The organism is Streptomyces sp. NPDC020489 (assembly GCF_044386545.1).
Taxonomy (GTDB): domain Bacteria; phylum Actinomycetota; class Actinomycetes; order Streptomycetales; family Streptomycetaceae; genus Streptomyces.
Genome location: NZ_JBIRUZ010000012.1, coordinates 35,516 through 60,530, shown reverse-complemented (window position 1 = coordinate 60,530; position 25,015 = coordinate 35,516). Strand labels below are relative to the sequence as shown.

Annotated in this window: 24 protein-coding genes; 10 read left to right on the top strand and 14 right to left on the bottom strand. The window is 71.5% G+C overall.

Annotation, left to right across the window (positions count from 1 at the left end):
* Positions 1-48: 48 nt before the first annotated feature.
* The gene (locus ACH41F_RS29185) at positions 49-813 is read left to right on the top strand and encodes a hypothetical protein (RefSeq protein WP_391242975.1); all 765 of its coding nucleotides are present in this window, start codon (positions 49-51) and stop codon (positions 811-813) included.
* On the opposite strand, the gene ACH41F_RS29180 is transcribed toward ACH41F_RS29185, so the two are convergent.
* Both ACH41F_RS29180 and ACH41F_RS29175 read right to left on the bottom strand, forming a co-directional pair.
* Positions 759-2,519, bottom strand: coding sequence for a protein kinase (locus tag ACH41F_RS29180; RefSeq protein WP_398838169.1), 1,761 nt, complete (start codon positions 2,517-2,519; stop codon positions 759-761). The two genes, ACH41F_RS29185 and ACH41F_RS29180, sit on opposite strands and share 55 nt — an antisense overlap.
* Before the next feature lie 155 nt (positions 2,520-2,674).
* Positions 2,675-3,970: a DUF6986 family protein gene (locus tag ACH41F_RS29175; protein WP_391242969.1), complete on the bottom strand. Its 1,296-nt coding sequence runs from the start codon at positions 3,968-3,970 to the stop codon at positions 2,675-2,677.
* Positions 3,971-4,143: 173 nt separating this feature from the next.
* Between ACH41F_RS29175 and ACH41F_RS29170 the strand changes: the two genes are divergently transcribed.
* Positions 4,144-5,037, top strand: a complete 894-nt coding sequence (locus tag ACH41F_RS29170; RefSeq protein ID WP_391242965.1) for an endonuclease/exonuclease/phosphatase family protein — start codon at positions 4,144-4,146, stop codon at positions 5,035-5,037.
* Positions 5,038-5,100: 63 nt separating this feature from the next.
* On the opposite strand, the gene ACH41F_RS29165 is transcribed toward ACH41F_RS29170, so the two are convergent.
* The 4 genes from ACH41F_RS29165 to ACH41F_RS29150 all read right to left on the bottom strand — a co-directional run bounded on the left by ACH41F_RS29165 (position 5,101) and on the right by ACH41F_RS29150 (position 8,252).
* The gene (locus ACH41F_RS29165; RefSeq protein WP_391242962.1) at positions 5,101-6,063 is read right to left on the bottom strand and encodes an FAD-binding protein; all 963 of its coding nucleotides are present in this window, start codon (positions 6,061-6,063) and stop codon (positions 5,101-5,103) included.
* Between the two features lie 57 nt (positions 6,064-6,120).
* Positions 6,121-6,909, bottom strand: a complete 789-nt coding sequence (locus tag ACH41F_RS29160; RefSeq protein WP_391242959.1) for an electron transfer flavoprotein subunit beta/FixA family protein — start codon at positions 6,907-6,909, stop codon at positions 6,121-6,123.
* 211 nt (positions 6,910-7,120) lie between these two features.
* The gene (locus ACH41F_RS29155) at positions 7,121-7,630 is read right to left on the bottom strand and encodes a flavin reductase (protein WP_391242956.1); all 510 of its coding nucleotides are present in this window, start codon (positions 7,628-7,630) and stop codon (positions 7,121-7,123) included.
* Between the two features lie 208 nt (positions 7,631-7,838).
* The gene (locus ACH41F_RS29150; RefSeq protein WP_391243073.1) at positions 7,839-8,252 is read right to left on the bottom strand and encodes a thioredoxin domain-containing protein; all 414 of its coding nucleotides are present in this window, start codon (positions 8,250-8,252) and stop codon (positions 7,839-7,841) included.
* A 76-nt stretch (positions 8,253-8,328) separates the two neighbouring features.
* On the opposite strand from ACH41F_RS29150, the gene ACH41F_RS29145 reads away from it, so the two are divergent.
* From ACH41F_RS29145 to ACH41F_RS29135, 3 genes are all read left to right on the top strand, one after another.
* On the top strand, positions 8,329-8,745 hold the full coding sequence (locus tag ACH41F_RS29145; protein WP_391242953.1) for a DUF4395 family protein: 417 nt from the start codon (positions 8,329-8,331) through the stop codon (positions 8,743-8,745).
* Between the two features lie 189 nt (positions 8,746-8,934).
* Positions 8,935-9,663: a lysophospholipid acyltransferase family protein gene (locus tag ACH41F_RS29140; protein ID WP_398838167.1), complete on the top strand. Its 729-nt coding sequence runs from the start codon at positions 8,935-8,937 to the stop codon at positions 9,661-9,663.
* Between the two features lie 124 nt (positions 9,664-9,787).
* Complete coding sequence (locus ACH41F_RS29135) at positions 9,788-12,691, top strand: NACHT domain-containing protein (protein WP_398838166.1); 2,904 nt, start codon at positions 9,788-9,790, stop codon at positions 12,689-12,691.
* A gap of 4 nt (positions 12,692-12,695) precedes the next feature.
* Here ACH41F_RS29135 and ACH41F_RS29130 read toward each other — a convergent pair whose 3' ends face one another.
* Both ACH41F_RS29130 and ACH41F_RS29125 read right to left on the bottom strand, forming a co-directional pair.
* Complete coding sequence (locus ACH41F_RS29130; protein WP_398838165.1) at positions 12,696-13,397, bottom strand: B3/4 domain-containing protein; 702 nt, start codon at positions 13,395-13,397, stop codon at positions 12,696-12,698.
* Positions 13,398-13,405: 8 nt separating this feature from the next.
* A complete protein-coding gene (locus ACH41F_RS29125) occupies positions 13,406-13,999 on the bottom strand; it encodes a transglutaminase domain-containing protein (protein ID WP_398838164.1) in 594 nt (197 codons plus the stop codon).
* Positions 14,000-14,196: 197 nt separating this feature from the next.
* Here ACH41F_RS29125 and ACH41F_RS29120 point away from each other — a divergent pair, with 197 nt between their 5' ends.
* Positions 14,197-15,564 (top strand): hypothetical protein, encoded by a 1,368-nt coding sequence (locus ACH41F_RS29120; RefSeq protein WP_398838162.1) that lies wholly within the window; start codon positions 14,197-14,199, stop codon positions 15,562-15,564.
* Between the two features lie 77 nt (positions 15,565-15,641).
* Here ACH41F_RS29120 and ACH41F_RS29115 read toward each other — a convergent pair whose 3' ends face one another.
* Genes ACH41F_RS29115 through ACH41F_RS29105 form a run of 3 tightly spaced genes read right to left on the bottom strand, consistent with a single transcriptional unit; the run spans position 15,642 to position 18,906 of the window.
* Entirely contained in the window at positions 15,642-16,712 is a 1,071-nt protein-coding gene (locus ACH41F_RS29115; protein WP_398838161.1) for a threonine aldolase family protein, read from the bottom strand.
* Positions 16,709-17,458 (bottom strand): SDR family NAD(P)-dependent oxidoreductase, encoded by a 750-nt coding sequence (locus ACH41F_RS29110; RefSeq protein ID WP_391242932.1) that lies wholly within the window; start codon positions 17,456-17,458, stop codon positions 16,709-16,711. Before ACH41F_RS29110 ends, ACH41F_RS29115 begins: the two co-directional genes overlap by 4 nt.
* 50 nt (positions 17,459-17,508) lie before the next feature.
* A complete protein-coding gene (locus ACH41F_RS29105; RefSeq protein WP_398838159.1) occupies positions 17,509-18,906 on the bottom strand; it encodes a DUF6421 family protein in 1,398 nt (465 codons plus the stop codon).
* A 381-nt stretch (positions 18,907-19,287) separates the two neighbouring features.
* Between ACH41F_RS29105 and ACH41F_RS29100 the strand changes: the two genes are divergently transcribed.
* Complete coding sequence (locus ACH41F_RS29100) at positions 19,288-19,971, top strand: glycerophosphodiester phosphodiesterase family protein (protein ID WP_391242926.1); 684 nt, start codon at positions 19,288-19,290, stop codon at positions 19,969-19,971.
* Positions 19,972-19,986: 15 nt separating this feature from the next.
* Here the strand turns inward: ACH41F_RS29100 and ACH41F_RS29095 are convergent, their stop codons facing one another.
* A complete protein-coding gene (locus ACH41F_RS29095; protein ID WP_398838158.1) occupies positions 19,987-20,517 on the bottom strand; it encodes a GNAT family N-acetyltransferase in 531 nt (176 codons plus the stop codon).
* Between the two features lie 71 nt (positions 20,518-20,588).
* On the opposite strand from ACH41F_RS29095, the gene ACH41F_RS29090 reads away from it, so the two are divergent.
* Positions 20,589-20,981 (top strand): VOC family protein, encoded by a 393-nt coding sequence (locus tag ACH41F_RS29090; protein WP_391242920.1) that lies wholly within the window; start codon positions 20,589-20,591, stop codon positions 20,979-20,981.
* A gap of 132 nt (positions 20,982-21,113) precedes the next feature.
* Here ACH41F_RS29090 and ACH41F_RS29085 read toward each other — a convergent pair whose 3' ends face one another.
* Both ACH41F_RS29085 and ACH41F_RS29080 read right to left on the bottom strand, forming a co-directional pair.
* Positions 21,114-21,650: a MarR family winged helix-turn-helix transcriptional regulator gene (locus tag ACH41F_RS29085; RefSeq protein WP_398838156.1), complete on the bottom strand. Its 537-nt coding sequence runs from the start codon at positions 21,648-21,650 to the stop codon at positions 21,114-21,116.
* Positions 21,647-23,257 (bottom strand): FUSC family protein, encoded by a 1,611-nt coding sequence (locus tag ACH41F_RS29080; protein ID WP_391242915.1) that lies wholly within the window; start codon positions 23,255-23,257, stop codon positions 21,647-21,649. Before ACH41F_RS29080 ends, ACH41F_RS29085 begins: the two co-directional genes overlap by 4 nt.
* A 175-nt stretch (positions 23,258-23,432) precedes the next feature.
* Between ACH41F_RS29080 and ACH41F_RS29075 the strand changes: the two genes are divergently transcribed.
* Both ACH41F_RS29075 and ACH41F_RS29070 read left to right on the top strand, forming a co-directional pair.
* On the top strand, positions 23,433-23,963 hold the full coding sequence (locus tag ACH41F_RS29075; protein WP_398838154.1) for a DUF5134 domain-containing protein: 531 nt from the start codon (positions 23,433-23,435) through the stop codon (positions 23,961-23,963).
* 75 nt (positions 23,964-24,038) lie between these two features.
* Positions 24,039-24,974 (top strand): M56 family metallopeptidase, encoded by a 936-nt coding sequence (locus ACH41F_RS29070; protein WP_398838153.1) that lies wholly within the window; start codon positions 24,039-24,041, stop codon positions 24,972-24,974.
* Positions 24,975-25,015 lie beyond the last annotated feature (41 nt).

The window sequence follows — 25,015 nt, the reverse complement described above, 5'->3', positions numbered from 1 at the left end:
GGTCCGGCAGAGGCCGTTCCGGATCCGCGCACCTTGGAGGCCCTGGGGTTGGCGCAGGCTCCACGCGATCATCCGCTGCTGTATCCGGGGGTGTGGCCGTCCGACTCCGGGCTGTTGGACGGTGACCGTCTGCTGCCCCTCGACCAGCTGCGGTACGAGGACCGGGTCCCCGTCCTCGCGGTCGGGTCCAACGCCAGCCCGGCCCAACTGCGCCACAAGATGGCCGAGTTCGGGATCACCTCCCCCATCCCCATGGTGCGCACCCGGGTCACCGGCATCGACGTCGGCGTCTCGGCGCATGTGAGCCTGCTGGGGTACGTCTCCGCCTCCCCCGTCGAAGCCCCGGCGGCCGTACGGGAGTTGTTCGTCACCTGGCTGGACGCCCGGCAGCTGGCGGTGATCGACGCGAGCGAGGGGGTGCCGCTGCCCGACGGCAACTACCGGCGGGCCTGGCTGCCCTCGCCCGAGGTACGGATCGAGCTCGCGGACGGCACCCGACTCCCCGGCGCCTACGTCTACGTCAACCGCCACGGCGTCCTGCACGACGGCACCGGCGCCCCGCGCAGCCACCCCGGACAGCGGGCGCTGCTCACCGAACTCCTCGTGGGGTCAGCCCGGTTGAGGGAACTGTTCGGTGTCACGCCGGAGGAGTTCAGCGCGCGGGCGCGGGCCGACCGGGAGCTGTGCCGACAGGGCACGCGACTCCTCAAGGAGGAGAAGCTCGTGACCGACTCCGGTCTGGAGCGCCTGGTAGGGGCTCAGCAGACCGGGAGCCCTGGCACCGGTTCGTCGTTGTTGCCGCCCTTGATGTAGACGTCGCTGACGAAGACGTTCGTGTTGCCGCTGTCGTCGTCGGTCTTGGCCCACCAGACGTTGGTCCACTCGCCGTCCGTCTCGCGGCGCCCCAGGTTCTGCTGGCAGTAGAAATAGTTGGTGCCCGCGTTCAGCACGCCGACCTGGGTGCCGGCGGCGGTGTAGGAGGCGGCGGTCTTCCAGACCACGCAGTGGTACTTGCCGCCGCCGATGGCGGTGCAGGAGGAAGCCGGGGGCGTCTCGTCGCCGCCCGTGGAGCCGCCGTCGCCCGAACCGCCGCTCGCCGTGCCCTCCTTGTCGCCGCCCGTGGAGTTGGTCGGGGAGGGCGTGGCGGCGCGGTCGGAGGGGGTGGCGCCGGCCGTGCGGTCCGGCGACGGGGTGGCGGTCCCGGTCGGGTCCTTGTCGTCGCCCCGCTCGGTCGGCTTGGGGTCGTCGGTGCGGACGGCGCCCCCGCGGCCGCTCGCGGAGGAGGTGGCCTCGACACCGGTGGCCCTCCCCCCGGACCCCGTGTTCGCCCTGCTGGCGCCGGTGTTGTTCAGCATGGACACCGTGGCGCCGGCCGACGCGAGGACGACGGTGACGGCCGCGGCGACAAGGAAGACACGCTTCCTGCCACGGGAGGGGCGGGTGGTGGACATGGGGCCGGTGACGGCCGGGCCCTGCGAGGCGGGAGCCCCGTGGCCCGGCCCCCCGAAGACCGGCGCCCCCTGCACCACCGGCCCGAACCCCGGCGGCTCCACCGGCCCGAACCCCGCCGGCACCGACGGCACACCGAGCTCCGTCTCCACCGGCGCCGGTCCCGCCTTACCCGACGCTCCCCGCAGCGTCGCCGTCGGCTCGTCCTCGCCGTCCGCGTCCGCGACGCTCCGGAGCAGTTCCCCGGCCTCCTCGGCCTCCGGCCGGGCCCCGGGCCGCTTGTCCAGCAGCATCTGGAGCACGGGCCCGAGCACACCGGCCCGAACGGGGTCCGGGAGCGGCTCGGAGACGATCGCGGTGAGGGTGGAGAAGGTCGACGTGCGGCGGAACGGCGAGGAGCCCTCCACGGCGGCGTACAGCGTGGCGCCCAGGGCCCAGACGTCGGAGGCCGGGCCGGGGTCGGCGCCCTGGGCGCGCTCGGGGGCCAGGTAGTCGAGGGAGCCGACCAGTTCGCCGCTGCGGGTCAGATGGGTCGCCGAGCCGTCGCCGGGGTCCTCCATGGTCGCGATGCCGAAGTCGGTGAGGACGACCCGCCCCGAGCGGTCGAGCAGGATGTTGCCGGGCTTGACGTCCCGGTGCAGGACGCCGACGCGGTGGGCGGCGGCGAGCGCCTCCATGACCTTGGCGCCGATCCCGGCCGCCTCGCGCGGGTCCAGGGTGCCGCGCTCGCGCAGGACGTCGTCGAGCGACGGCCCGTCCACCAGCTCCATGACGATCAGCGGGCGCCCGTCGACCTCGGTCACGTCGTGGACGGCCACGACGCCGGGGTGGCGGACCCGGGCCGCCGCGCGGGCCTCGCGCTGCATCCGCAGCCGCAGACCGGCGAGTTCGGGGCCGTCGGCGTCGTTGTAGGTGCGCAGTTCCTTGACCGCGACCTCACGGCCGAGGACCTCGTCCACGGCCCGCCAGACCACGCCCATGCCGCCGCGACCGAGCTGCGCCACCACGCGGTAGCGCCCGGCCAGCAGCCTGCCGACCTCTTCCGTCCGTCCGTTGTCCCCCGATGACACCGTTGCCCCGTTCCTGTGACCTGTCCGTGCGTGCCGTACAGATTACGGGGCCGGAATGACGGCTTCGATCGGCGGCGGCGGCCGTGACAGATCCGCTACCTGCCGGAGACCGGCGGGACACCGGACGGGACCCGGCGCCCCTCGCGAGCCCGGTCCTACTTGCCCGAGATGGTCAGGTCACCGCGGCGCGGCGCGGCAAAGCCCTCCAGGTCGGCGCGGGTCAGACCGCTGAGGCGGGCGACCTCGGCGATGTCGAGGGCGCCGCAGTCCAGGCCGCGCAGCAGGTAGCCGCTGAGGGCCTTGGCGGTGGCGGGCTCGTCCATGACGTCGCCGCCGGTGTGGTTGGCGTAGCGGGCGAGGCGACCGGCGGCCTGCTCGAAGCCCTCGCGGTAGAAGGCGAAGACGGCGGCGTACCGGGTCGGGAGGTGGCCGGGGTGCATGTCCCAGCCCTGGTAGTAGGCGCGGGCCAGGGCGCGCCGGGTGAGTCCGTAGTGCAGGCGCCAGGCGTCGTGGACCTTGGCGGTCGGGCCGACCGGCAGGACGTTGGTGGAGCCGTCGCAGACGCGTACCCCGGTGCCGGCGGCGGCGACCTGCATGATCGCCTTGGCGTGGTCGGCGGCCGGGTGGTCGCTGGCCTGGTAGGCGGCGGAGACGCCGAGGCAGGCGCTGTAGTCGAAGGTGCCGTAGTGCAGGCCGGTGGCGCGTCCCTCGGCGGCCTGGATCATGCGGGCGACGGTGGCGGTGCCGTCGGTGGCGAGGATGGCCTGGCTGGTCTCGATCTGGATCTCGAAGCCGATCCGGCCGGGCTCCAGACCCCGCGCCTTCTCGAACTCCTCCAGCAGCCGCACCATGCCGGTGACCTGCTCGGGGTAGGTCACCTTCGGCAGCGTCAGGACGAGTCCCTCGGGCAGACCGCCGGCCTCCATCAGGCCGGTGAGGAAGATGTCGAGGGTGCGGATGCCCCGGTCGCGTACCGCCGCCTCCATGCACTTCATGCGGATGCCCATATACGGGGCGGCCGTGCCGTTCTCGTAGGCCTCGGCGACCAGGCGGGCCGCGCGGGCGGCGTCCTGGTCCTCGTCCCCGCCCTGGTAGCCGTCCTCGAAGTCGACCCGGAGGTCCTCGACGGGTTCGCGCTCCAGCTTGGCGCGGACACGGGAGTACACCGGCTCGGCGAGTTCGTCGGACAGGCCGAGGACGGCGGCGAGGGACGCGGCGTCGGGGGCGTGGGCGTCGAGGGCGGTGAGCGCCTGGTCGCCCCAGGAGCGCAGGGTGCCGGCGGCGAAGGCGTCGCCGGGGACGTAGACGGTGTGGACGGGCTGGCGGGTGCCGGGGTCGCCGGGGTAGCGGCGCTCCAACTCGGCGTCGACCGGGGCGAGGGAGGCGCTGATCTCCTCGCTGACGGCTCCCGCGAGGCTCGTCGCCACCTGCTCCTGCTGGCCCTGACCCATGCCACACCCTCCTGTTTTCCGCACTACGGAATCAACAATCCGTAGAACGAAGTTATCCGTGGACTTCCGGCCGGTCAACACCCGTCCGCCGCATGAGCCACCCCCGTCAGCCCGGACGCCCTCTTTCGCACCCGGGTCCGGACGTTCATCCTGACCCGACGGGAGGAGATCACATGTCGCACACCAACAGGATGACGCGCCGCGTGGGGCTGAGAACCGCGGCGGCCGCCGCGCTCGCCGTGCCGCTGATGGCCACGCTGCCTGCCTCCGCCGCCCGGTCGGGCAAGCGCCGCCTCGACGTCATGACGTTCAACCTGCGCTTCGCGAGTACCTCCGAACCCAACAGCTGGGCCGCCCGCCGCCCGGTGATGCGCGAGCTCCTGCGCCGCGAAGCCCCCACCCTCATCGGCACCCAGGAAGGCCTCTACCGGCAACTGCGCGACATCCACGCCGACCTCGGCCCGCACTACGACTGGATCGGCACCGGCCGCGAGGGCGGCAGCCACGACGAGTCCACGGCGATCTTCTACGACGTCCGCCGGCTGTCCCCCCTCGAACACGACACGTACTGGCTGTCCGACACCCCCAGGGTCATCGGCTCCAACACCTGGGGAGCGGCGCTGCCGCGGATCGTCACCTGGGTCCGGTTTCGCGAACGGGTCCGGGGCGGGCGGGAGTTCCACGTCCTCAACACCCACTTCGACCATGTGAGCCAGTACGCGCGCGAGCGCTCCGCGTCCTTCGTGGCCGAGCGGATCGCCGAACTCGCCCGCTTCTCACCGGTCGTCGTGACGGGTGACTTCAACGCGGCGGCCGGGGACAACCGGGCCTACGACACCCTGCTCGGCGCCGGTCTCGTCGACACCTGGGACGCGGCGGCCGAGCGGGGCGAGCTGTACGGGACCTTCCACGGCTACCAGCCGCTGACGCCCGGCGGCGAGCGCATCGACTGGATCCTCGCCACGCCCGGCGCCACCGTCCATCGCGCGTCGATCAACACCTTCGCACGGGCCGGGCAGTTCCCGAGCGACCATCTGCCGGTGCAGGCGTCCTTGACCCTGACATGAGGGAAGGCCCCCGCGAACCGCCAGGACAGCGGTCGCGGGGGCCTTCGTCACGCCTGGGTGCGATCAGCCCTTGCGGGTGTTGATCTCCTCGGTGAGCTGGGGGACGACGTCGAAGAGGTCGCCGACGACGCCGTAGTCGACGAGGTCGAAGATCGGGGCCTCGGCGTCCTTGTTGATCGCCACGATCGTCTTCGAGGTCTGCATGCCCGCGCGGTGCTGGATCGCGCCGGAGATGCCGGAGGCGATGTACAGCTGCGGCGAGACGGACTTGCCGGTCTGGCCGACCTGGTTGGTGTGCGGATACCAGCCGGCGTCCACCGCGGCACGCGAGGCACCCACGGCCGCGCCGAGCGAGTCGGCGAGGGACTCGATGAGCGCGAAGTTGTCCGCGCCGTTCACCCCGCGGCCGCCGGAGACCACGATCGCGGCCTCGGTCAGCTCCGGGCGGCCGGTCGACTCACGCGGGGTGCGGCCGGTGACCTTGGTGCCGGTGGCCAGCGCGCCGAAGGACACCGACAGGGCCTCCACGGTGCCGGCGGCCGGGGCGGGCTCCACGGCGGCGGAGTTGGGCTTGACGGTGATGACCGGGGTGCCCTTGACGACACGGGTCTTGGTGGAGAAGGACGCGGCGAACACCGACTGGGTGGCCACCGGGCCCTCGGCGCCGGCCTCGAGGTCGACGGCGTCGGTGATGACGCCGGAGCCGATGCGCAGCGCGAGGCGGGCGGCGATCTCCTTGCCCTCCGCGGAGGAGGGGACCAGCACGGCGGCCGGCGAGACGGCCTCGTGGGCGGCCTGGAGGGCGTCCACCTTCGGGACGACCAGGTAGTCGGCGTACTCGGACGCCTCGTGGGTGAGGACCTTGACCGCGCCGTGCTCGGCGAGCACGGCGGCGGTGTCGGCGGCACCCGCGCCCAGCGCGACGGCGACCGGCTCACCGATCCGGCGGGCCAGCGTCAGCAGCTCCAGCGTGGGCTTGCGGACGGCACCGTCCACGTGGTCGACATAGACGAGAACTTCAGCCATGGGAATGCTCTCCTGCGGATTACGAGGGCTTGAGGGGCGGTGAGGGGGGGATGAGCCTCAGATGAACTTCTGGCTCGCGAGGTACTCGGCGAGCTGCTTGCCGCCCTCGCCCTCGTCCTTGACGATCGTGCCCGCGGTACGCGCCGGACGCTGCGCCGCGGAGTCGACCTTGGTGAAGGCACCCTCCAGGCCGACTTCCTCGGCCTCGATGTCGAGGTCGGACAGGTCCCAGGACTCCACCGGCTTCTTCTTCGCGGCCATGATGCCCTTGAAGGACGGGTAACGCGCCTCGCCCGACTGGTCGGTGACCGACACGACCGCCGGCAGGGACGCCTCCAGCTGCTCCGAGGCGGCGTCGCCGTCACGACGGCCCTTGACCGTGCCGTCCGCCACGGAGACCTCGGACAGCAGCGTCACCTGCGGCACGCCCAGCCGCTCGGCGACCAGCGCGGGCAGCACACCCATGGTGCCGTCGGTGGAGGCCATACCGGAGATCACCAGGTCGTAGCCGGCCTTCTCGATCGCCTTGGCCAGCACCAGCGAGGTACCGATGGCGTCGGTGCCGTGCAGGTCGTCGTCCTCGACGTGGATGGCCTTGTCGGCACCCATCGACAGCGCCTTGCGCAGCGCGTCCTTGGCGTCCTCGGGGCCCACGGTCAGGACGGTGACCTCGACGTCGTCGTCGGAGTTCTCCGAGATCTGCAGCGCCTGTTCGACCGCGTACTCGTCCAGCTCGGAGAGCAGACCGTCCACATCGTCCCGGTCGACGGTCAGGTCATCGGCGAAGTGCCGGTCGCCGGTGGCGTCGGGCACGTACTTCACGGTGACAACGATCCTCAAGCTCACGCCGGCTCTCCTACTGCTGCGTCGACATTTCCATGCTGCCTGCTTGCAGGCAGCATAGGCGCCCCAAGCGGCCGATCCCGATCGGGGCGACCCGCGCTCCGACCGAAATATTACTCGTCAGTACACCCAGTTCGTTCCCGCTAAGCAAGCGCTTTGAACTGTGACCTTCGCAACGCAGCGTAATCGGAACTCGACGGCTCCGCAGAAGGACTCAGTCCCGCAGGCCGCCGAACCGGCCCTGGTGGTACAGCAGCGGACGGCCGGGGCCCGCGGGGTCGCCGAGGACCACCTCGGCCAGGACGATGCGATGGTCACCGGCGGGCACGCGCGCGACGACCCGGCACACCAGCCAGGCCAGGACGTCGTCGAGGACCGGAACACCCTCGGGACCCTCGCGCCAGGCGGTGGGCGCGCCGAAGCGGTCGGCGCCGCTGCGGGCGAAGGTGGCGGCCAGCTCCTGCTGGTGCTCGCCGAGTATGTGCACGCCGACATGGTCGGCCTCGGAGATCACCGGCCAGCTGGAGGCGCCGGTTCCGATCCCGAAGGACAGCATCGGGGGCTCCACGGAGACCGAGGTGAGGGAGGTGGCGGTGAAGCCGACCGGGCCCGTCTCACCACCGGCGGTGATCACGGCCACCCCCGCCGCGTGCCGCCGGAAGACGGAGCGCAGGAGGTCGGCGGAGCCGCGCTGGGGAGTACGGAGGTCCGGGGAGGTCGTCATGGAGGGGTCCTTCGGCAAGGAGGGGCGAGGGTGGCCGTGGCTGCTCAACAACCCGGACAGCGCGCGCTCGCCGTGTGGGCGAGGTCGACGTGGACCCGCCCGAAGAGAAGAAGTTCCGAAGGCATACGGTCAGGCTGACGATAGGTGGTGCGCACAGTCAAGTGGGTCCCGGCATATGGGAGATGCCTCACCGTCCGTGCGAGCGGCGTCAAACCGCCTCCCCCAGTGCCGCGATGACGTCCGCCTTGCGCGGCTGTCCGGTGGCGCGCCGCACGACCCGGCCGTCGGCGTCAAGGACGAGCACCGTGGGCGTCTTGAGGATGTCGAGTTCACGGACGAGGTCGAGACGGGCCTCGGCGTCGATCTCGATGTGCGCGACGCCGGGGACGATCCCGACCACCTCACCGAGGACCCGCCGGGTGGCCCGGCAGGGGGCGCAGAAGGCGCTGGAGAACTGGACCAGGGTGGCGCGCTCGCCCAGCTCCCCGCCCAACTCGGCCGCGCCCAGCCGCTTGCCGTCGTCCCGTCCGCGCACCCGTACCCTCCCGCTCCGCCGCTTGTGCAGCACTCCATAGGCGCTCGCGATCACGAGCACCACCACGCACACCACGTATCCGGCCATCACCCGGCTCCAGCGTTCACAGGACTGCAAAGATTCCCGGCGCCACGCCGAGACCTGCTTGCGGAATGCTTGCTTCATGGACATCGACGTGCGGGGGCCGCGCTTCGGCGCGGCTGTGACGACCCTGGTACTGGCGGTCGTACTGATCACCGGCAGCGTGTGGCTGCTGGCCTGGCAGACGCTGGCGTTCGCGCTGGGCGCGGCCGGCGGGGTGGGGCGTTCGCCGTACGGCGTGCTGTTCCGCAGGGTCGTACGGCCCCGGATCGGTCCGCCCAACGCGTTCGAGGCGCCGGAGCCGCCGCGGTTCGCGCAGTCCGTGGGGCTCGCCTTCGCGCTCGTGGGACTTCTCGGCTACACGCTCGGGCCGCAGTGGCTGGGACTCGCCGCGACCGGGGCGGCGCTCGCGGCCGCGTTTCTCAACTCCGCCTTCGGGTACTGCCTGGGGTGCGAGATGTACCTGCTCGTACGGCGACTGGCGGTGCGCGCACGGTAAAGGCGCCGTAAAAGCACGAGGTGGATCAAGCAGCCGACGTGACAAGGATCTCGCCGTTCCCGGCCACCAGGACTGGCCACCGGTCCGTTCTTGGGGCACGATCTGCGACGTGCCGTAAACCTACGGCGCCGTAACTTTCCCCCCGGGAACCTCCTTTCCAGGGCAGAGAAGGAAGGGTCCACTCCGTCCATGGCAGAGCTTGTCTACCGCCCCGTCGTCGGTCTCGCCCTCACGTTGTTCAAGGCGTGGGACCTCAAGATCGACTGCCAGGGGTCGGAGAACATCCCGCGCTCGGGCGGCGCCGTGCTGGTGAGCAACCACATCAGCTACCTGGACTTCATCTTCGACGGCATGGCGGCGCTCCCGCAGAAGCGTCTCGTCCGCTTCATGGCGAAGGAGTCGGTCTTCCGGCACAAGATCTCCGGTCCGCTGATGCGCGGGATGAAGCACATCCCCGTGGACCGCAAGCAGGGCGAGACGGCCTACCAGCACGCGCTGGAGTCGCTGCGTTCCGGTGAGATCGTCGGGGTCTTCCCGGAGGCCACCATCTCGCAGTCCTTCACGCTGAAGAGCTTCAAGTCGGGCGCGGCGCGCATGGCGCAGGAGGCGGGCGTCCCGCTGATCCCGATGGCGCTGTGGGGCACCCAGCGGCTGTGGACCAAGGGCCGGCCGCGCAACTTCAAGCGCAGCCACATCCCGGTCACGATCCGGGTCGGCGAGGCGATCGAGGCGCCGAAGGACAAGTACGCGGGTGCCATCACCCGCCAGCTGCGCGACAGCGTCCAGCAGTTGCTGGAGGCCGCCCAGCGCGCCTACCCGGTCCGACCGAAGGACGCCGACGACACGTGGTGGATGCCGGCACACCTGGGCGGTACGGCGCCGACGCCGGAGGAAGTCCGCGCGTCCGAGGCCCGCTGAGACCGCCGACCTGAATTCCCGTCCGACGGACAGAAGTTCCTCTTTCCTGCCATCTGGACGCTCGGTCTGCCCATGGCTACCTTCGCCGTACCGGGCGATGCCCGGGAAAGGGGGACCGAGCCGCGTGCTTGCCGAGGTTGCGGCCGGCGTGCTCGTCGAGGCCATCGCCGGTACGGTTCGGTGGCTGCGGCGGGAGTCGGCGGGGGGTGGCGCCGCTGAACAGGCGCTGATCCGCTGGTTCGACACCTATGAGCTGACGCCAGTACGGGACGGTCTCGCGCTGCCGGACGGCGTGCCGGGCGAGCCTGTGGCGGAGTTCTTCCGCTGCGACGACAGTCAGGCGGTGCTGCATGAGCTGCTTGCGGCGCGCTTGACGGACGTGCCGGAGGCCGTGATCGGGCAGCTTCGGCAGGCGTACGTGGCCTGTGCACGGGCCGCCCTGCCGCCCCTCTTCGCATCCGCCGGACTTCAGGATCCCGACGTGGCTGCGGAAGGGCTCGCGGAGGAGTTCTTCGACCACTGCGATCTGGAGATCGCCACGCTCGTGGGCCAACTAGCCGGAGCAGAACCGGCGTTGGTTAACCAGGTCCGCCAGGATGCCTTCTCGGCCCGCATCACCACCGTACTCAGCGCGATCGAGCGGCACACTCGGGCGCTGTCCCTGCGCGACTCCGAGTGCCTCGCCGCGGACCGGGCCTTCGTCGGAGCGTACCGGCGGCAGGCGGTGTTCGCGCACGGGGCACTGGAGCCGCCGGATTTCGAGCGGCGGCGGAGGGTGCCGATCGAGGCGCTCCATGTGAGTCCGCGAATCCAGAGGCACGAGGATCGCGACGCACCGACGCTCGACATCAAGGACCTGAACGGTGTGTTGGACCGGACCGTGCTGCTGGGCGATCCAGGATGCGGCAAGTCCACCACCTGTCAGGTCCTGATGCACAGAAGAGCGTCCGACCCGAGCTCTCCGCTCCCGTTCCTCGTCGTCCTCCGTGACTTCGCCGTCGATGACGGGGAGCGACGCTCGGTCGTCGACCACATCGAGCACCGTCTCAAGACCCACTACCAGTGCACCGCACCGCCCGGCGCCGTCGACCGGCTGCTGCTGAGCGGTGCGGTCTCTGTCGTCTTCGACGGACTGGACGAACTGCTCGACCCCACCCGGCGGCGGGAAGTGACCGAGGTCGTCGAGTTGTTCAGCGCCAAGTACCCGCTGGCGCAGGTCCTGGTGAGCTCCCGAGTCGTGGGCTACGACGAGGCACGCCTCGACGACCGCTTCTTCGAGTGCTACCAGCTCGGCTCGTTCGGCCCGAAGCAGACGGAGGAGTACGTCACAAAGTGGTTCGCGCAGGAGGAGGGAACCCCCGAGGAGGCCGGGCGCAGCGCGCGTGACTTTCTGGCGGACAGCGCGGACCTCACCGATCTGCGCAGCAACCCCTTGACGCTGGCCCTGATGTGCATCCTCTACCGCGGCACGGGCTTCATCCCTCGCAGCCGTCCGGAGGTCTACGAACAGTGCGCCGCGCTGCTGTTCCACAAGTGGGACGTACGGCGCCGCATTCATGTGGAAGTGACGATGTCACGGCTGGTCGAGCCCGCACTGCGCCATGTCGCCCTCTGGCTCCTGACAGAGGAGGGCGAAAGCCCGGCCGTGACCGAGCGCGAACTCGTGGACAGAGTCGCGGAGTTTCTGGACGGCCGCGGTTATGAGGCTCGCGCGGAGGCCGAGGCGGCTGCACGCCAGTTCGTCGGCTTCTGCCGTGGACGCGCCTGGGTGTTCAGCGAGATGGGCACGACTGCGCGCGGAGAGAGCCTCTACACCTTCACGCACCGCACGTTCCTGGAGTACTTTGCCGCCGCTCAGCTCGCCGGCCTCAGCGACACCCCGGAGGCACTGGCCCGCCGCCTAGCACCTCAAGTGGCCCGACAGCAGTGGGACGTCGTAGGCCAGTTGGCCGTACAGATGAAGGACCGCTCGACGGTCGACGGAGCGGAACGCGTCTTCACCACACTGCTCGACGAACGGCGCCGCCGGTCGGCCGCCGGTCGCGGGAACGTGGTCGCGTTCCTGTCACGCTGCTTGAGCTGTGTGGATCCATCTCCTCGCATCGTGCGCCGGCTGACCAGGGAGGCAGTCGAGCACCTCCTGCTGGGGAATCCCATGGGTGCCGAGTTCAGCGGTCCCGCCATCGCCCTGCTCACCAACTGCCGGTACAGCCGAGACCTGGTCGCAGACGAACTGTCCGCGGCGATCGCCGACGCCGTGGCGTCCGAGGACGAATCCCGGCGCCGAACCGGACTGCTGTTGGCCGCATACGCCGCCCACGGCGTCGGCTCGATCCACGCGCAGGACCTGTTCGACTACTGGTGGGGCTTCGCTCGCGGGAAGATCACCGAATACGCGGCACAGTTTCGCGCAACGGCCCGCGACGACATCGGTGCTCTGGACGTCTGTCTGGGCCACGGACTGGCCGAACTGAGCGACTACCTCCACAGCGGCGACCTCACGCTGAGCTCGTTGTTCGACAGGTGGAGCTTGAACATCTTCACCCCGGAACACATGTGGTCGCCGTACGCCTTCCGCTGCATTTTCGTGCTCCTGGGCAACGAGCCGGACTCGCGGCCGCCGTGGGACACCACCCCACGGGACTGCTCCACGGTCGGCGCTTGGGTGCGGGAGCGTGCCCATCCTCCTTGGGCGGAGCACCCCTACGACGTGTCCCGCCCCCTGGACGGCATGGTCGGTGCCCTCAGTTCGGCATCCCTGGAACCTGCGGCCCCCGACGTGCTGAACGCCGACGGGTATCTGGGAGCCGCTGTGCTGCTCCTGACCTCGCTGGAGGCGTGCAGCGAGCCCCCCGAGACCGAACAACTGCTGACGGTGCTAGGCCCCCTCACCGACCTCGGCCCCTACATCAAGGCCCGTCGCACCGGCAACGACACCACCTTCCCCGACCTCCCCGTCCCCGACGGCTACGGCGACCTCCTGCGTGCCTGGGCCCGCCATGAAGTCGACTTCGTATGCCGCCCCTGACCTGTCAGCTCGCCGATTCCGGAGCCCGAACCTCGATCCGCGCGCCCGGGCTGAACTTCTCCAGCAGCTCGGCGAGTTCGGCCGCCGCCGCCTCGACCTCGGGGACCGGCATCGGGGCGAGGCTCTCCAGCAGGAAGATCCCGGAGACGGTCTCCTCGGTGAGGCGGGTGCGCGGGCCCTGGCGCCAGTTCCAGCGGCGGCAGGTCACGCCCCGTTCGTCGCACCACACCACCTCACCGGCGTCGGGGTGTTCGACGACCTCCTCGCCGCCGGCGACGGTGACGAACTCCTCGTCCCCGGCCGCTCGCACGAGTCGCATCCCGCCCTCGACGCGGTCGATGTCCTCGCCGCCCACCGGGATCAGACGGGCGACGCTGACGGCGTTGTAGAGGTCGACGAGCAGGTTGATCCGGGGCAGGCCGCCGTCCGCCAGCGCCCTCCTGGCCAGCGCCTCCGCCGAGTTGCGGGTGCGCGACGGCTTCGACCCGAACGCCGTGTAGACCTCGCGCCACGCGGCCATGTGCGGGTCCTCGTGCGGCGCGCGCCCGTCCAGGCGTACGGCCAGGCGCCGGGCCGCGTCGTCGAGGAGGGCCGAACTCGCCGCAGTGCTGGGCCCGTTGACGAGGCCGTACGCCTCGATCGCGACGTGCGTGAAGCCGGGCGCGAGGGCGCGGACGTCGTCGGAGACGGACAGGGAGAAGGTCATCGGCTGCCTCAGAGTGCGGTGGGGAGCGCCTTCCAGAGGTGCGGCCGGTCGGGGGCCGCCTTGAGGGCGCTCAGCACGGTCGGGTGAGGTTCAGCATACAGGACCGGGTAGTCCACCTCATTGGACTGCGGGTCCGGGACCCACGCCAGCCGCTCCCCGTCGAGGGAGAACTGCGCGTCCACGCCCGCCTTGTTGCCGCGGGGGTCCTGCCGGTGCCAGGCCCCGTTGAACCGCACCGCGACCAGCCCGTGCAGGGCATGCCCGCTCCCGTCGTCGTGCGCCAGCCGCTGATAGCAGAGCGCCGTCGGGATGTCCTCGGCCCGCAGCAACGCGGCCAGTGCGTGCGCCTTGGCGTAGCAGATGCCGGTGCCCTGTTCGAGCACGTCGGAGGCCCGCCAGGTGACCCGCATGTCGCCGGAGTCCTGCGAGTGAGGGATCGCGTCGCGCACGAATTCGAAGGCGGCCCGCGCATAGTCATACGAATCCGCCGCACCCTCGGCGAGCCTGGCGGCGGTTTCGCGCACCACTGGACGGTGATGGTCGATCACCTCGTCAGCGGCCAAGTAGGCGGAGAGGTCGACGGTTTCCTGGATCATCTGCATGACAGCAGAGCGTAGGTGGCGCCGCGACCACGAGTCAATCAACTTTCCGACCAACGTATATCTATGCATTCGAATCCGCGAGCTGCTCTGTCGTTCCGAGAACGGCTCAACATCGCCGCAACCCGGCGACCGTCTACAACCCCTCCCCCGCCCCGCAGGTCTCGACCGCCGACCGAACACCGACATAGGGGGAACTCATGAAGCATCGTCTGCTCGGAGCCGCGGTCGCCGCCGGCTGTGCGCTGGCCGCGGTCGGGACCGGGCCCGTGCACGCCGCGGCCGACGAACTGCGGATCCAGGCGCCGTACGGGACCGTGCTGCCGGCGCCGGACGCGAACGGCAGCGCGCGCGAACGCACACTCGATGTCCAGATCAGTCACGACGACCTCGACAACGCCGTGCCCGCGGGCCGGCTGACCGTGGACGCGAGCGAGATCGCCTCCTTCGCGCAGGTGTCGTGGCCCGCCAACTGCGCACCGGAGTCGGCGACGAGGGCGGTGTGCGACGTCCCGGCGATGCCCGCGGGCACGCGGGACGTCTCGGCCGCCCTGATCGGCCTGCGCGCCCTGCCGGACGCGGGCCTCGACGCCTCCGGGAACGTGCGGTACTCGGCCACCGCCGGAGAACTGTCCGCGTCCGACGCCGAGACCCGGATCACCGTGGGCAACGGGCCGGACCTCGGCCTGAGCCAGGCCCCGTGGCAGCAGGGTCTCACGCCGGGCACGGACCACACGGTCCGGTCGACCGTCACCAACAACGGCAACCGGGCCGTGGAGCGGACGCTGCTGTGGGTCAACGCGTCCTACGGACTGCATTTCAAGGAGCGGCACGCCAACTGTGAGTACCGCGACAACGCCATCGGTACGGGCGCGCTGTGCGTGCTCGACGAGAAGGTGTCTCCCGGGCAGCGCTACGACCTCGTGACCAGGCTCCGTATCGGCCGCCAGGCGCTGTACGACCGGCTCGACCACTCGGTGGTGCCGTACTCGGACGCGGCGCTGGAGGAGGCCCGCGGCGGCCTCGAGTGGACCCGTGGTGAGGGCCCCGAGCTGAACCTCCGGCCGGTGGCCGGGCAGCGGGCGGCGGCCGGGGAGGACGACGTCGATCTGTCCGACAACTACCGGATCGTCGCCCTCGACGCCAAGAACACCGCCGACTTCAAGGTCACCGGCAGCAGGGTGCGCGGGGCGGCAGGGGACACGGTCACCGCCCGGATGACCGTGTTCAACCGGGGCCCGGCCTGGGTGGCGTCGCTGGGCGCGGGCTCACCGGTCGCCACACTGCGGTTCCAGGCACCCGCGGGCACCTCGGTCGTCGGACTTCCGGAGGACTGCTGGACCCAGCTGCCGTCCGACGAGGGCCCGTCCGCGGTGACCTACTACTGCTCGTCGCCGATCCACCTGCACGACAGGGCGTCGTTCACCGTCGACGTCCAGCTGCGGATCGACGAGGTGGTGCGCGGGGCGCGCGCGGTCGTGGAGACGGCCGAGGACACCGAGCTTCCCGTGGGGAGGTTCGACCCGAACCTGCGGAACAACGTCTCGTCGATCGTCGTGAACGGCTGACCGGCTGACCGGCGCGGAGAACGCCGGTACGGCGGTCGGAAGGGCCCGGGGACCCGCCGGCCCTTCCGGCCGCCGTACTAGCCGGCCATCTCCTCCTTGAGCGCCGCGACGAACGCGTCCACGTCGTCCTCGGTGGTGTCGAAGGCGCACATCCAGCGCACCACCCCGGCGGCCTCGTCCCAGAAGTAGAACCGGAACCGCTTCTGAAGGCGCACGCTCACGTCGTGCGGCAGCTTGGCGAAGACGCCGTTGGCCTGCACCGGGTAAAGGATCTCCACGCCGTGCACGGCCCGGACGCCCTCGGCGAGCCGCTGGGCCATCTCGTTGGCGTGGCGGGCGTTGCGCAGCCACAGGTCCTTGGCGAGGAGCGCCTCCAACTGCACCGACACGAAGCGCATCTTGGAGGCGAGCTGCATGGACAGCTTGCGCAGGTGCTTCATGTGGCTGACGGCGTCCTGGTTGATGACGACGACGGCCTCGCCGAACAGCGCGCCGTTCTTCGTCCCGCCGAGCGAGAGGATGTCCACGCCCACCGTGTTGGTGAACGTCCGCATCGGGACGTCCAGGGAGGCGGCCGCGTTGGCTATCCGGGAGCCGTCCAGGTGCACCTTCATACCGTGCGCGTGGGCGTGGTCGCAGATCGCGCGGATCTCGTCCGGCGTGTAGAGGGTGCCCAGCTCGGTGCTCTGGGTGATCGAGACGACCTGTGGCATCGCGCGGTGCTCGTCGTCCCAGCCGTACGCCTGCCGGTCGATCAGCTCGGGCGTGAGCTTGCCGTCCGGCGTGGGCACGGTGAGCAGCTTGAGGCCGCCCATGCGCTCGGGGGCGCCGCCCTCGTCGACGTTGATGTGCGCGCTCTCGGCGCAGATCACCGCTCCCCAGCGGTCGGTGACCGCCTGGAGCGCGACGACGTTGGCGCCGGTGCCGTTGAAGACCGGGAAGGCCTCCGCGGTGGCGCCGAAGTGGCTGCGGATGATCGCCTGGAGGTTCTCGGTGTAGTCGTCCTCGCCGTAGGCGACCTGGTGCCCGCCGTTGGCCAGGGCCAGGGCGGCGAGGACCTCCGGGTGGGCACCGGCGTAGTTGTCGCTGGCGAAGCCCCGGGTGTCCGGGTCGTGGTGCCGGCGGGCGTCGGTCCTCGGAGGGTTCACGGCTTCTCGGTGAGCCACAGACGGTTTCCGTTCACTTCTCCGGCGGGCTTGTCCCAGACGTCGACGATGGCCCCGGCGAGGTCCTTGACGTCCGTGAAGCCCGCGAACTTCGCGTTGGGGCGCTCGGCGCGCATCGCGTCGTGCACCAACGCCTTCACCACCAGGATCGTGGCCGCCGAGGTGAGCTCCTCACCGGCCCCCGCCTTGCGGAAGAAGTCGGCCATCGCGAGCGTCCAGGCCTCGGAGGCCGCCTTGGCGGCGGCGTACGCGGCGTTGCCCGCGGTGGGCTTGGTCGCGCCGGCGGCGCTGATCAGCACGTAGCGGCCGCGGTCGCTGCGCTGGAGCGCCTCGGAGAAGGCGAGCGAGGTGTGCTGCACGGTGCGGATGAGCAGCAGTTCCAGGAAGTCCCAGTCGTCCAGGCTCGTCTTGATGAAGGTCTCGCTGCCGCGCCAGCCGCCGACGAGGTGGACCAGGCCGTCGACCCGGCCGAACTCCTTCTCGATGCCCGCGGCCCAGTCCCGGGTGGACTCCAGGTCGAGCAGGTCGACGGGCTCACCGGTGACGGTGGCGCCGCCGCCCGCGTCCCGCGCCGCGGCCACCGCCTCCGCGAGGCGCTCGGGGTCGTTGTCGGCACCGACGACGGTCGCGCCGGCCTCGGCGAGCCGCAGCAGCGTCGCGCGGCCCGCGGGTCCGCCCGCGCCGGCCACCGCGATCACCGCACCGCTGAGAGCTCCGTTCCCCGCCATGTTCTTCGCCTCCTGAGGTTGCCGTGCAGTGTTCTCGGTACCACGCTCGTTCACGCGGCGACCTGCTCGGCGCTCTCCGCACGGATGCCCTTGGTGCTGGCGATCACGTTCTTGAGCTTCTTGGAGAGGGCCTCATAGAACATGCTCAGCGGAAACTCGTCCGGAAGCACGTCATCGACGAGCTTGCGCGGCGGCTGCGTCAGGTCCAGGGCGTCCGGACCCTTGGCCCACTTGGAGCCGGGGTGCGGGGCGAGGTAGGTGGAGACCAGCTCGTACCCGGCGAACCAGTGGACGAGCTTGGGGCGGTCGATGCCGTCCCGGTAGAGCTGCTCGATGTCGGCGCAGAGCTGGTTGGTGACCTGCGGGGCGCGCTGCCAGTCGATGTGCAGCTTGTTGTCGGTCCAGCGGACGACGTCGTGCTTGTGCAGGTAGGCGAAGAGCAGCTGGCCGCCGAGGCCGTCGTAGTTGCGCACCCGCTCGCCGGTGACGGGGAAGCGGAACATGCGGTCGAAGAGGACCGCGAACTGCACGTCACGGGCCTGCGAGACGCCTTCCGCCTCCAGCTTCACGGCCTCCTTGAAGGCGGTGAGGTCGCAGCGCAGCTCCTCCAGGCCGTACATCCAGAACGGCTGGCGCTGCTTGATCATGAAGGGGTCGAACGGCAGATCGCCGTGGCTGTGGGTGCGGTCGTGGACCATGTCCCACAGAACGAAGGCCTCCTCGCAGCGCTTCTGGTCATGGACCATGGCGGCGACGTCCTCGGGCAGCTCCAGGCCCAGGATGCCGACCGCGGCGTCGGTGACCCTGCGGAAGCGGGCGGCCTCGCGGTCGCAGAAGATGCCACCCCAGGAGAATCGTTCCGGCGCCTCGCGCACGGCGATGGTCTCGGGGAAGAGGACGGCGGAGTTGGTGTCGTAACCGGCCGTGAAGTCCTCGAACTTGATGCCGCAGAACAGCGGGTTGTCGTAGCGCGTGCGCTCCAGCTCGGCCAGCCAGTCGGGCCAGACCATGCGCAGCACGACCGCCTCGAGGTTGCGGTCGGGGTTGCCGTTCTGGGTGTACATGGGGAAGACGACCAGGTGCTGAAGGCCGTCCGCGCGGCTCGCGGCGGGCTGGAAGGCCAGCAGCGAGTCGAGGAAGTCGGGCGCCTCGAAGCCGCCCTCGGCCCAGCGGCGGAGGTCCTTCGCCAGGGCCCCGTGGTAGGCCGCGTCGTGCGGGAGCAGCGGGGACAGCTCCTCCACGGCACCGACGACCTGCTGTACGACGGCCTCGGCCTCGGCGCGCCCGGGGGCACCCTCGGCGGTGAAGTCGATCGACCCGTCCTTGGACTGCCAGGGGCGGATCCGCTCCACGGCATCCTTGAGCACGGGCCATGCCGGGTGCTCCACCACCCTGGTCACGGGAGGAACCTGCTCCCCCGTCGCCGCCTGCACAAGAATTTCCGTCATGTCCCATCCTCCGCTGGAGAACCTCGCGTCAGGACACCGTATGCGTAGGTGCTTCCTTCCAGCAAGGGGAGCCTCAGGAAATTATCCTGCCCACCCTCATGGTCACGGAACTTTTTCCTGTCGGATGCCTTGAAGGCCACGCGGATGGGTATAGGTGATCCTCTTGGGGCGGCGGAACGGTCAATGCGCGCGCAACTCGCCCACCCCAGGGTGACCGCCCGGGGCCCTGCCGGGCAGCTCCACCCCCGGCGTCGGCCTGATCCCCCGTGTACGCGCGGGACATCACCGGCCGGGCGCACTAGGCTGCGGATCTGTCCGTGCGAGCCGTCCGCTCCGGTGCGCGCGGAGGCCGAGCCGCCGTCGACGGAAGCGAGTTGAACCTTGAACTTCCTTACCATCGGTCATCGCGGGGTCATGGGTCTCGAACCCGAGAACACTCTCCGCTCCTTCGTCGCCGCCGAGCAGGCCGGCCTGGACGTCATCGAACTCGACCTGCACCTCAGCAAGGACGGCGCCCTCGTCGTCATGCACGACACCGACGTGGACCGCACGACCGACGGGTCCGGAGCGATCGCCGAGAAGACCCTGGAGGAGCTGCGCGCGCTGGACGCGGGCCGCGGGGAACGCGTCCCCGTCTTCGAGGAGGTGCTGGACGCGGTGCGCACCCCGCTCCAGGCCGAGATCAAGGACCTCCAGGCCGCGCGGGCGCTCGCCGAGGTCATGCACCGGCGGGACCTGGTGGGCCGCGTCGAGGTGTCCTCGTTCCACGACGAGGCGATCGCCGAGATCTCCCGTCTGGTGCCGGGCGTACGGACCGCCCTGATCGGCAGCCGCTACGGCACCGACATCGTGGAGCGCGCGGTCGAGGCCGGCGCCGCGACGGTGTGCCTGAACATCCGCCGGATCACGCTGGAGGTCGTCGAGCACGCCCGCAAGGCGGACCTGCGGATCATCGGCTGGGTCGTGAACACCCAGGACCACCTGCGGATCGTACGGGCCCTTCAGCTGGACGGCGCGACCACGGACTACCCGGAGATCAAGCGCACCGCCCGCTTCACCGCCTGACGCTCCGCATGAACGTCACACCAGCGGCTTGACCAGCAGCTCGAACCGCAGGTCGTCCCGCTGCGGGATGCCGAAACGCTCGTCGCCGTACGGGAACGGGGTCATCCGGCCCGTACGGCGGTAGCCGCGCCGCTCGTACCAGGCGATGAGGTCCTCGCGCACGGAGATCACCGTCATGTGCATCTCCGTGGCGCCCCACTCCTCGCGCACCACGCGCTCGGCCTCGGCGATGATCACCTTGCCGAGGCCGCCGCCCTGGAGCTTCGGGCTGACCGCGAACATCCCGAAGTAGGCGTGGGACCCCCGGTGTTCGAGCTGACAGCAGGCGACGACCTCGCCGTCGCGCTCGACGGTGAGCAGCCGGCTGTCGGGCGACTTGATCACCTCCAGGACACCGTCGGGGTCGGTCCGCTGCCCCTGGAGGATGTCCGCCTCGGTGGTCCACCCCGCTCGGCTGGAGTCACCGCGGTACGCCGACTCGATCAGGGCGACCAGGGTGTCCACGTCGGCGTCGGTCGCGTCACGGAAGGTGAGGCCAGCGGTCATGGGGCGTTCTCTCCGCTCTCGGGCACGGCACGGGCAGGGACGAGCGTAACGCTCCCACTAGGCTCCGCCGCATGGTGCATGTACTGAGCGGCCGGACCCTCCTCCGCCCCACCGACCCCGAGCGTTCCCGGACCTTCTACGGCGAGCAGCTGGGCCTCGCCGTCTACCGCGAGTTCGGCACGGGACCCGAGCGCGGCACCGTCTACTTCCTCGGCGGCGGCTTCCTGGAGGTCTCGGGGCGCTCCGAGACACCCGCCTCCGCGGCCGTACGGCTGTGGATGCAGGTCGAGGACGTGGCCGCCGCGCACGAGGAGCTGGTGGCCAAGGGAGTGGCGATCGTCCGGCCGCCGGTGCGGGAGCCGTGGGGCCTGATCGAGATGTGGATCGCCGATCCGGACGGCACGCCGATCGTGCTGGTGGAGGTGCCGGCCGACCATCCGATCCGCTACCGGCCCGGCATCTGAGCGCCCCCGGGCACGGCTGTCAGGACCGGTGCCCCGCCGCGGGTCAACTCGGGGCCGAGGTGATCCGGTTGATCGCGGTCCGGTCCGTAACCCCCCTCGGTAAGCCGCTCGACGAACCCGGACCGCTGCCGTTCAGGTGCGGAGCGCGCCGAGTCGCCCCTCCAGCCGGGTCAGCAACTCGCCGAGCAGCGAGGCGAGTTCGGCCTGCCGCCCCCCGTCCAGGACGGACAGCACGGCGGTCTCGTACGCCAGTTGCTCGGGCAGGATGCCGTCGACGAGGTCGCGCCCGGCGTCGGTGAGGCGGAGGTGGGCCACCCGGCGGTCGCGGCTGTCGGCGCGGCGCTCGACCAGGCCCCGCTCGGTGAGCTGCTTGACGCGCTTGGTGACGGCGGCACCCGAGGAGAAGGTCTCGCGGGCCAGCTCGCCGGGAGTGAGTTCATGGCCCGTGCGGCGCAGCGCGCCCAGCAGGTCGAACTCGGGGCGGCTCAGGCCCGCCCGGCGCAGCGGGGCGTCCTCGGCCTGCTGGAGGAGGGCCGCGCAGCGGTTGACCCGGCCGATGATCTCCATGGGTGCGGTGTCCAGGCCGGGATGCACGGCCTGCCACTGCCGGACGACCGCCGCGACGGTGTCCGTCCCCGGGCCGCTTCCCCCGCTGTTCTGCGCCGTCATGGCCGTACGTCCTCCGTCGTCGCGCTGGTCCGGTGTCGGGTCGTCGCGGCGAGCGTACGGTGTCCCGCCTGCTCGGCGAGTACGACCCGCTCCTGGGGCAGGGCCCGCTGCCACCACTCGCCGGACGCGGCGTCCACGGTGGCGCGCAGCTCGACGAGCGCGGAGGCCAGGGTGCGGCGCGCCGACTCCAGGGCCGCCGGGGCGTGGCCCGGCTCGGCGAGGAGGCGGGCGACGTCTTCGCGGGCGCGGTCGACGACGGCCAGGGCGTGTTCGACCCGGTCGGCCGCGCGCCGGTCGGTGACGACGAGCGCGGCGACGAAGCCGACCAGGGCGCCGACGAGGGTGTCCGCGACGCGCTCGGCCATCAGCCTGCCGGGCTCCTGGAAGCCGGCGAACTCGGTGACGAGCAGGGCCATCGGGGTCACGCAGACGCTGCCGAGCCAGTAGTTGCGGCTGATCAGCGCCTCGGCGCCGAAGTTGAAGGCGAGGCAGGTCAGGACGAGGGCGGCCGGGCCGAGATGCGCGAGCGGGACGACGGCGGCGAAGAGCAGGACCCCGGCGAGATTGCCGACCACGCGCTGGACGCCGCGGCTCCAGGTGAGGGTGAGGTTGGCCTGGTAGAGGGAGGCGGCGGTGACCAGGGCCCAGTAGGGGCGGCCCACACCGAGGGCGAGGGAGGCGTACCCGGCGAGGCCGCAGCCGAGCGCGGTGCGCAGGGCGAGCGGGGCGAGGGCGCCCAGCCTGCGCCGGGCGGGTGTGCGGCCGAGGTCGAGTTCGGCGTCGATGCCCAGCAGCTCGCCGTGGTCCTCGGTGCGCGGGACCGGCCCGTTGCCGCGCAGGTCGCGGGCCCAGGTCCGCAGGCGCCGCGGGTCCGTGTCGGCGGGGGCGGCCAGGGCGACCTCGGCGCGTACGAGAAGGCGGTCGAGGGCGCGGCGGGGCGCGGTGCGGGCGCCGGCGGACAGCAGCGCCTGCCAGGCGGCCTGGACGGCGGCGGCCGCCGCGGCCCTGGCGCGGGGGTCGTCGGGGTGCTCGGCGTGGGCGGCGGCGGTCCGCAGGGCGTGGGCCGTCGCCCGGCGTTCCGGGCCGTGCGGGCGGATCAGGCCGGGCGCCATGCCGACCAGCCAGGCCCAGACGCCCGCCGCGACGGCGAGGGCGAGGTGGCCGGGGACCTGGGTGAGGGTCTGCGGGGCGAAGAGGGCGGCGGAGCTGATGAAGGTGAAGATCACGTTACCGGGCGGGCCGATGCGGGTCGCGTCGCACAGCGCCTTCTGCGCCGCGGCCAGCACAGCGCCGACGGTGACCAGCGCGACGGCACTGGTGGTGAGCGAGGCGGCGACGAGAGCGACGCCGAGTCCGGTGACCATGCCGAGCACCACCCACGCCAGGGCGCGGACCCTGGCGGCGTACGGGCGGCTGTGGGCGTACAGCGCGCACAGGGACCCGGCCATCGTGTACATCGCCAGGTCGAGGCGGTCGAGGGCCAGCAGGGTCAGGTTGGGCGGGGCGACCGCGACGACCACGCTCAGGGCGGGCTTGAACCAGATGTCCGAGGGCCGGCCGACGCGCAGGACGCCGGCGAGGGGAAGGCGGGGGGTGGCGCTGCTCATACGAAAGACCTTAACAGGTGTTTTACTCGTAAACGAATTCCACAGCGACAGGGGCCGTCGACGCTGACCTGCCGCGCTCCGTCGAATGCTCCCCGTGTACACCCTTGCGCCCGTATGCGCACCACGGGGGTTGGGCATCGCATCCCTGACCGACCGTCGAGCGGGGGAGGCGCGTGTGCACGGACCGGCTTCGCCCGGCTGGCTGCTGGTGGCGCTGTGCGCGGCGACCGGGGCGTACTGCCTGCTGCGGATGCGCAGCGACGTCGAGGAGCAGCGCCGCGCGGCGGGCGGCGAGGCACTCATGGGTTTCGGCATGGCCGCGATGGCCGTACCCGCGGCCGTCTTCACTCCCCCGTCGTGGGCCTGGTCGGCCTACGTCGTCGTGTTCGGCGCGGCCGCCGTGCGGGCCCTGTGGGCCGCGCGGACCGGCCCTCACCATCTGCATCACCTGGTGGGGGCCTCGGCCATGGTCTACATGGCCCTCGTGATGGCCGCCTCGCCGGGGCATCACGCGGGTTCCGGGATCCCCCTCCTGACCGGGGTGCTGCTGCTCTACTTCGTGGGCTACGTCCTGCTGTCCGGCGTCCGGCTGGTGCCCGCGACCGCCGGGGGCGCCGCGCTCGGCTGGGGTGACCGGCCGGAGCTGGCGCGGGCCTGCCGGCTGTCGATGGGGATCGCGATGGTGGCGATGCTGGCGACGCTGTGAACTCCCGCGTGTCCTGCGTCACTTTGCCGTGACCGGCCGTACCCCCGCGCGGCACGCCCCTCATAGGCTGCCCCCATGATGGTCCCCGCGGCACTGCTGCTGCTCGGCGCGCTGACCGCCGTCGTCGCCCCACGGCTGCTCGCCCGGGTCGACTGGGCGGACCGGGAACCGGTGGTCGCGCTGTGGGTCTGGCAGTGCGCGGTGGCGGCCGTGCTGCTGTGCTGCGCGCTGTCGATGACGCTCAGCGCCGCGGCGGCCTGGCAGGCGGTGCGCGGCCATGTCTTCGCGCCCGCCCCGACCGCGGTCGTGGAGGCGTACGCACTCGGTGCGGGCGGCACCTGGGCGGCGACGACCGCGGTGACACTGGCCCTCGGCGGGGCGTGGACCGCGGCGATGCTGGTCCGTGAGGTCGTACGCGCGCGGGCGCGGCGCCGGCGGCGCAGGGCCGAACTCCTGGTGCGGGCCCCGCTGTTGCCCGGCGAGGAGAAGGGTGCCGGGCCTCTGGTGGTCCTGGAGGGCGGACGCCCCGACGCCTGGTGGCTGCCCGGGTCGACCCCCCGGCTGGTCATCACCACGGCCGCGTTGCGCCGCCTGAAGGGGCGGCAACTGGACGCCCTGCTGGCCCACGAGGAAGGGCACGCGCAGGCCCGGCACGACTGGCTGCTGCACTGCTCCGGCGCGCTGGCGGGCGGCTTCCCGCAGGTCCCGGTGTTCGCCGCGTTCCGTGCCGAGATGCACCGGCTCGTCGAGCTGGCCGCGGACGACATGGCCTCCCGGCGCTTCGGACGGCTGACGACCGCGCTGGCGCTCGTGGAACTGAACGAGGACCGGGGCGTGTTCGGCCCCTGCCCGACCCCGCAGGGCCAGGTGCCGCAGCGGGTGAACCGGCTGCTCACTCCCCCGGACCGGCTCACGGCCGCGCGGCGGCTCGGCCTGACGGCGACGGCGGCGCTGGTGCCGGTGGTCCCGGTGCTGGTGACGTTCGTCCCCGCACTGCGGGCACTCGGCTGACGATCCGCGGCGGAATTGGCCTCCGGCCCCGTCGGTCGGCG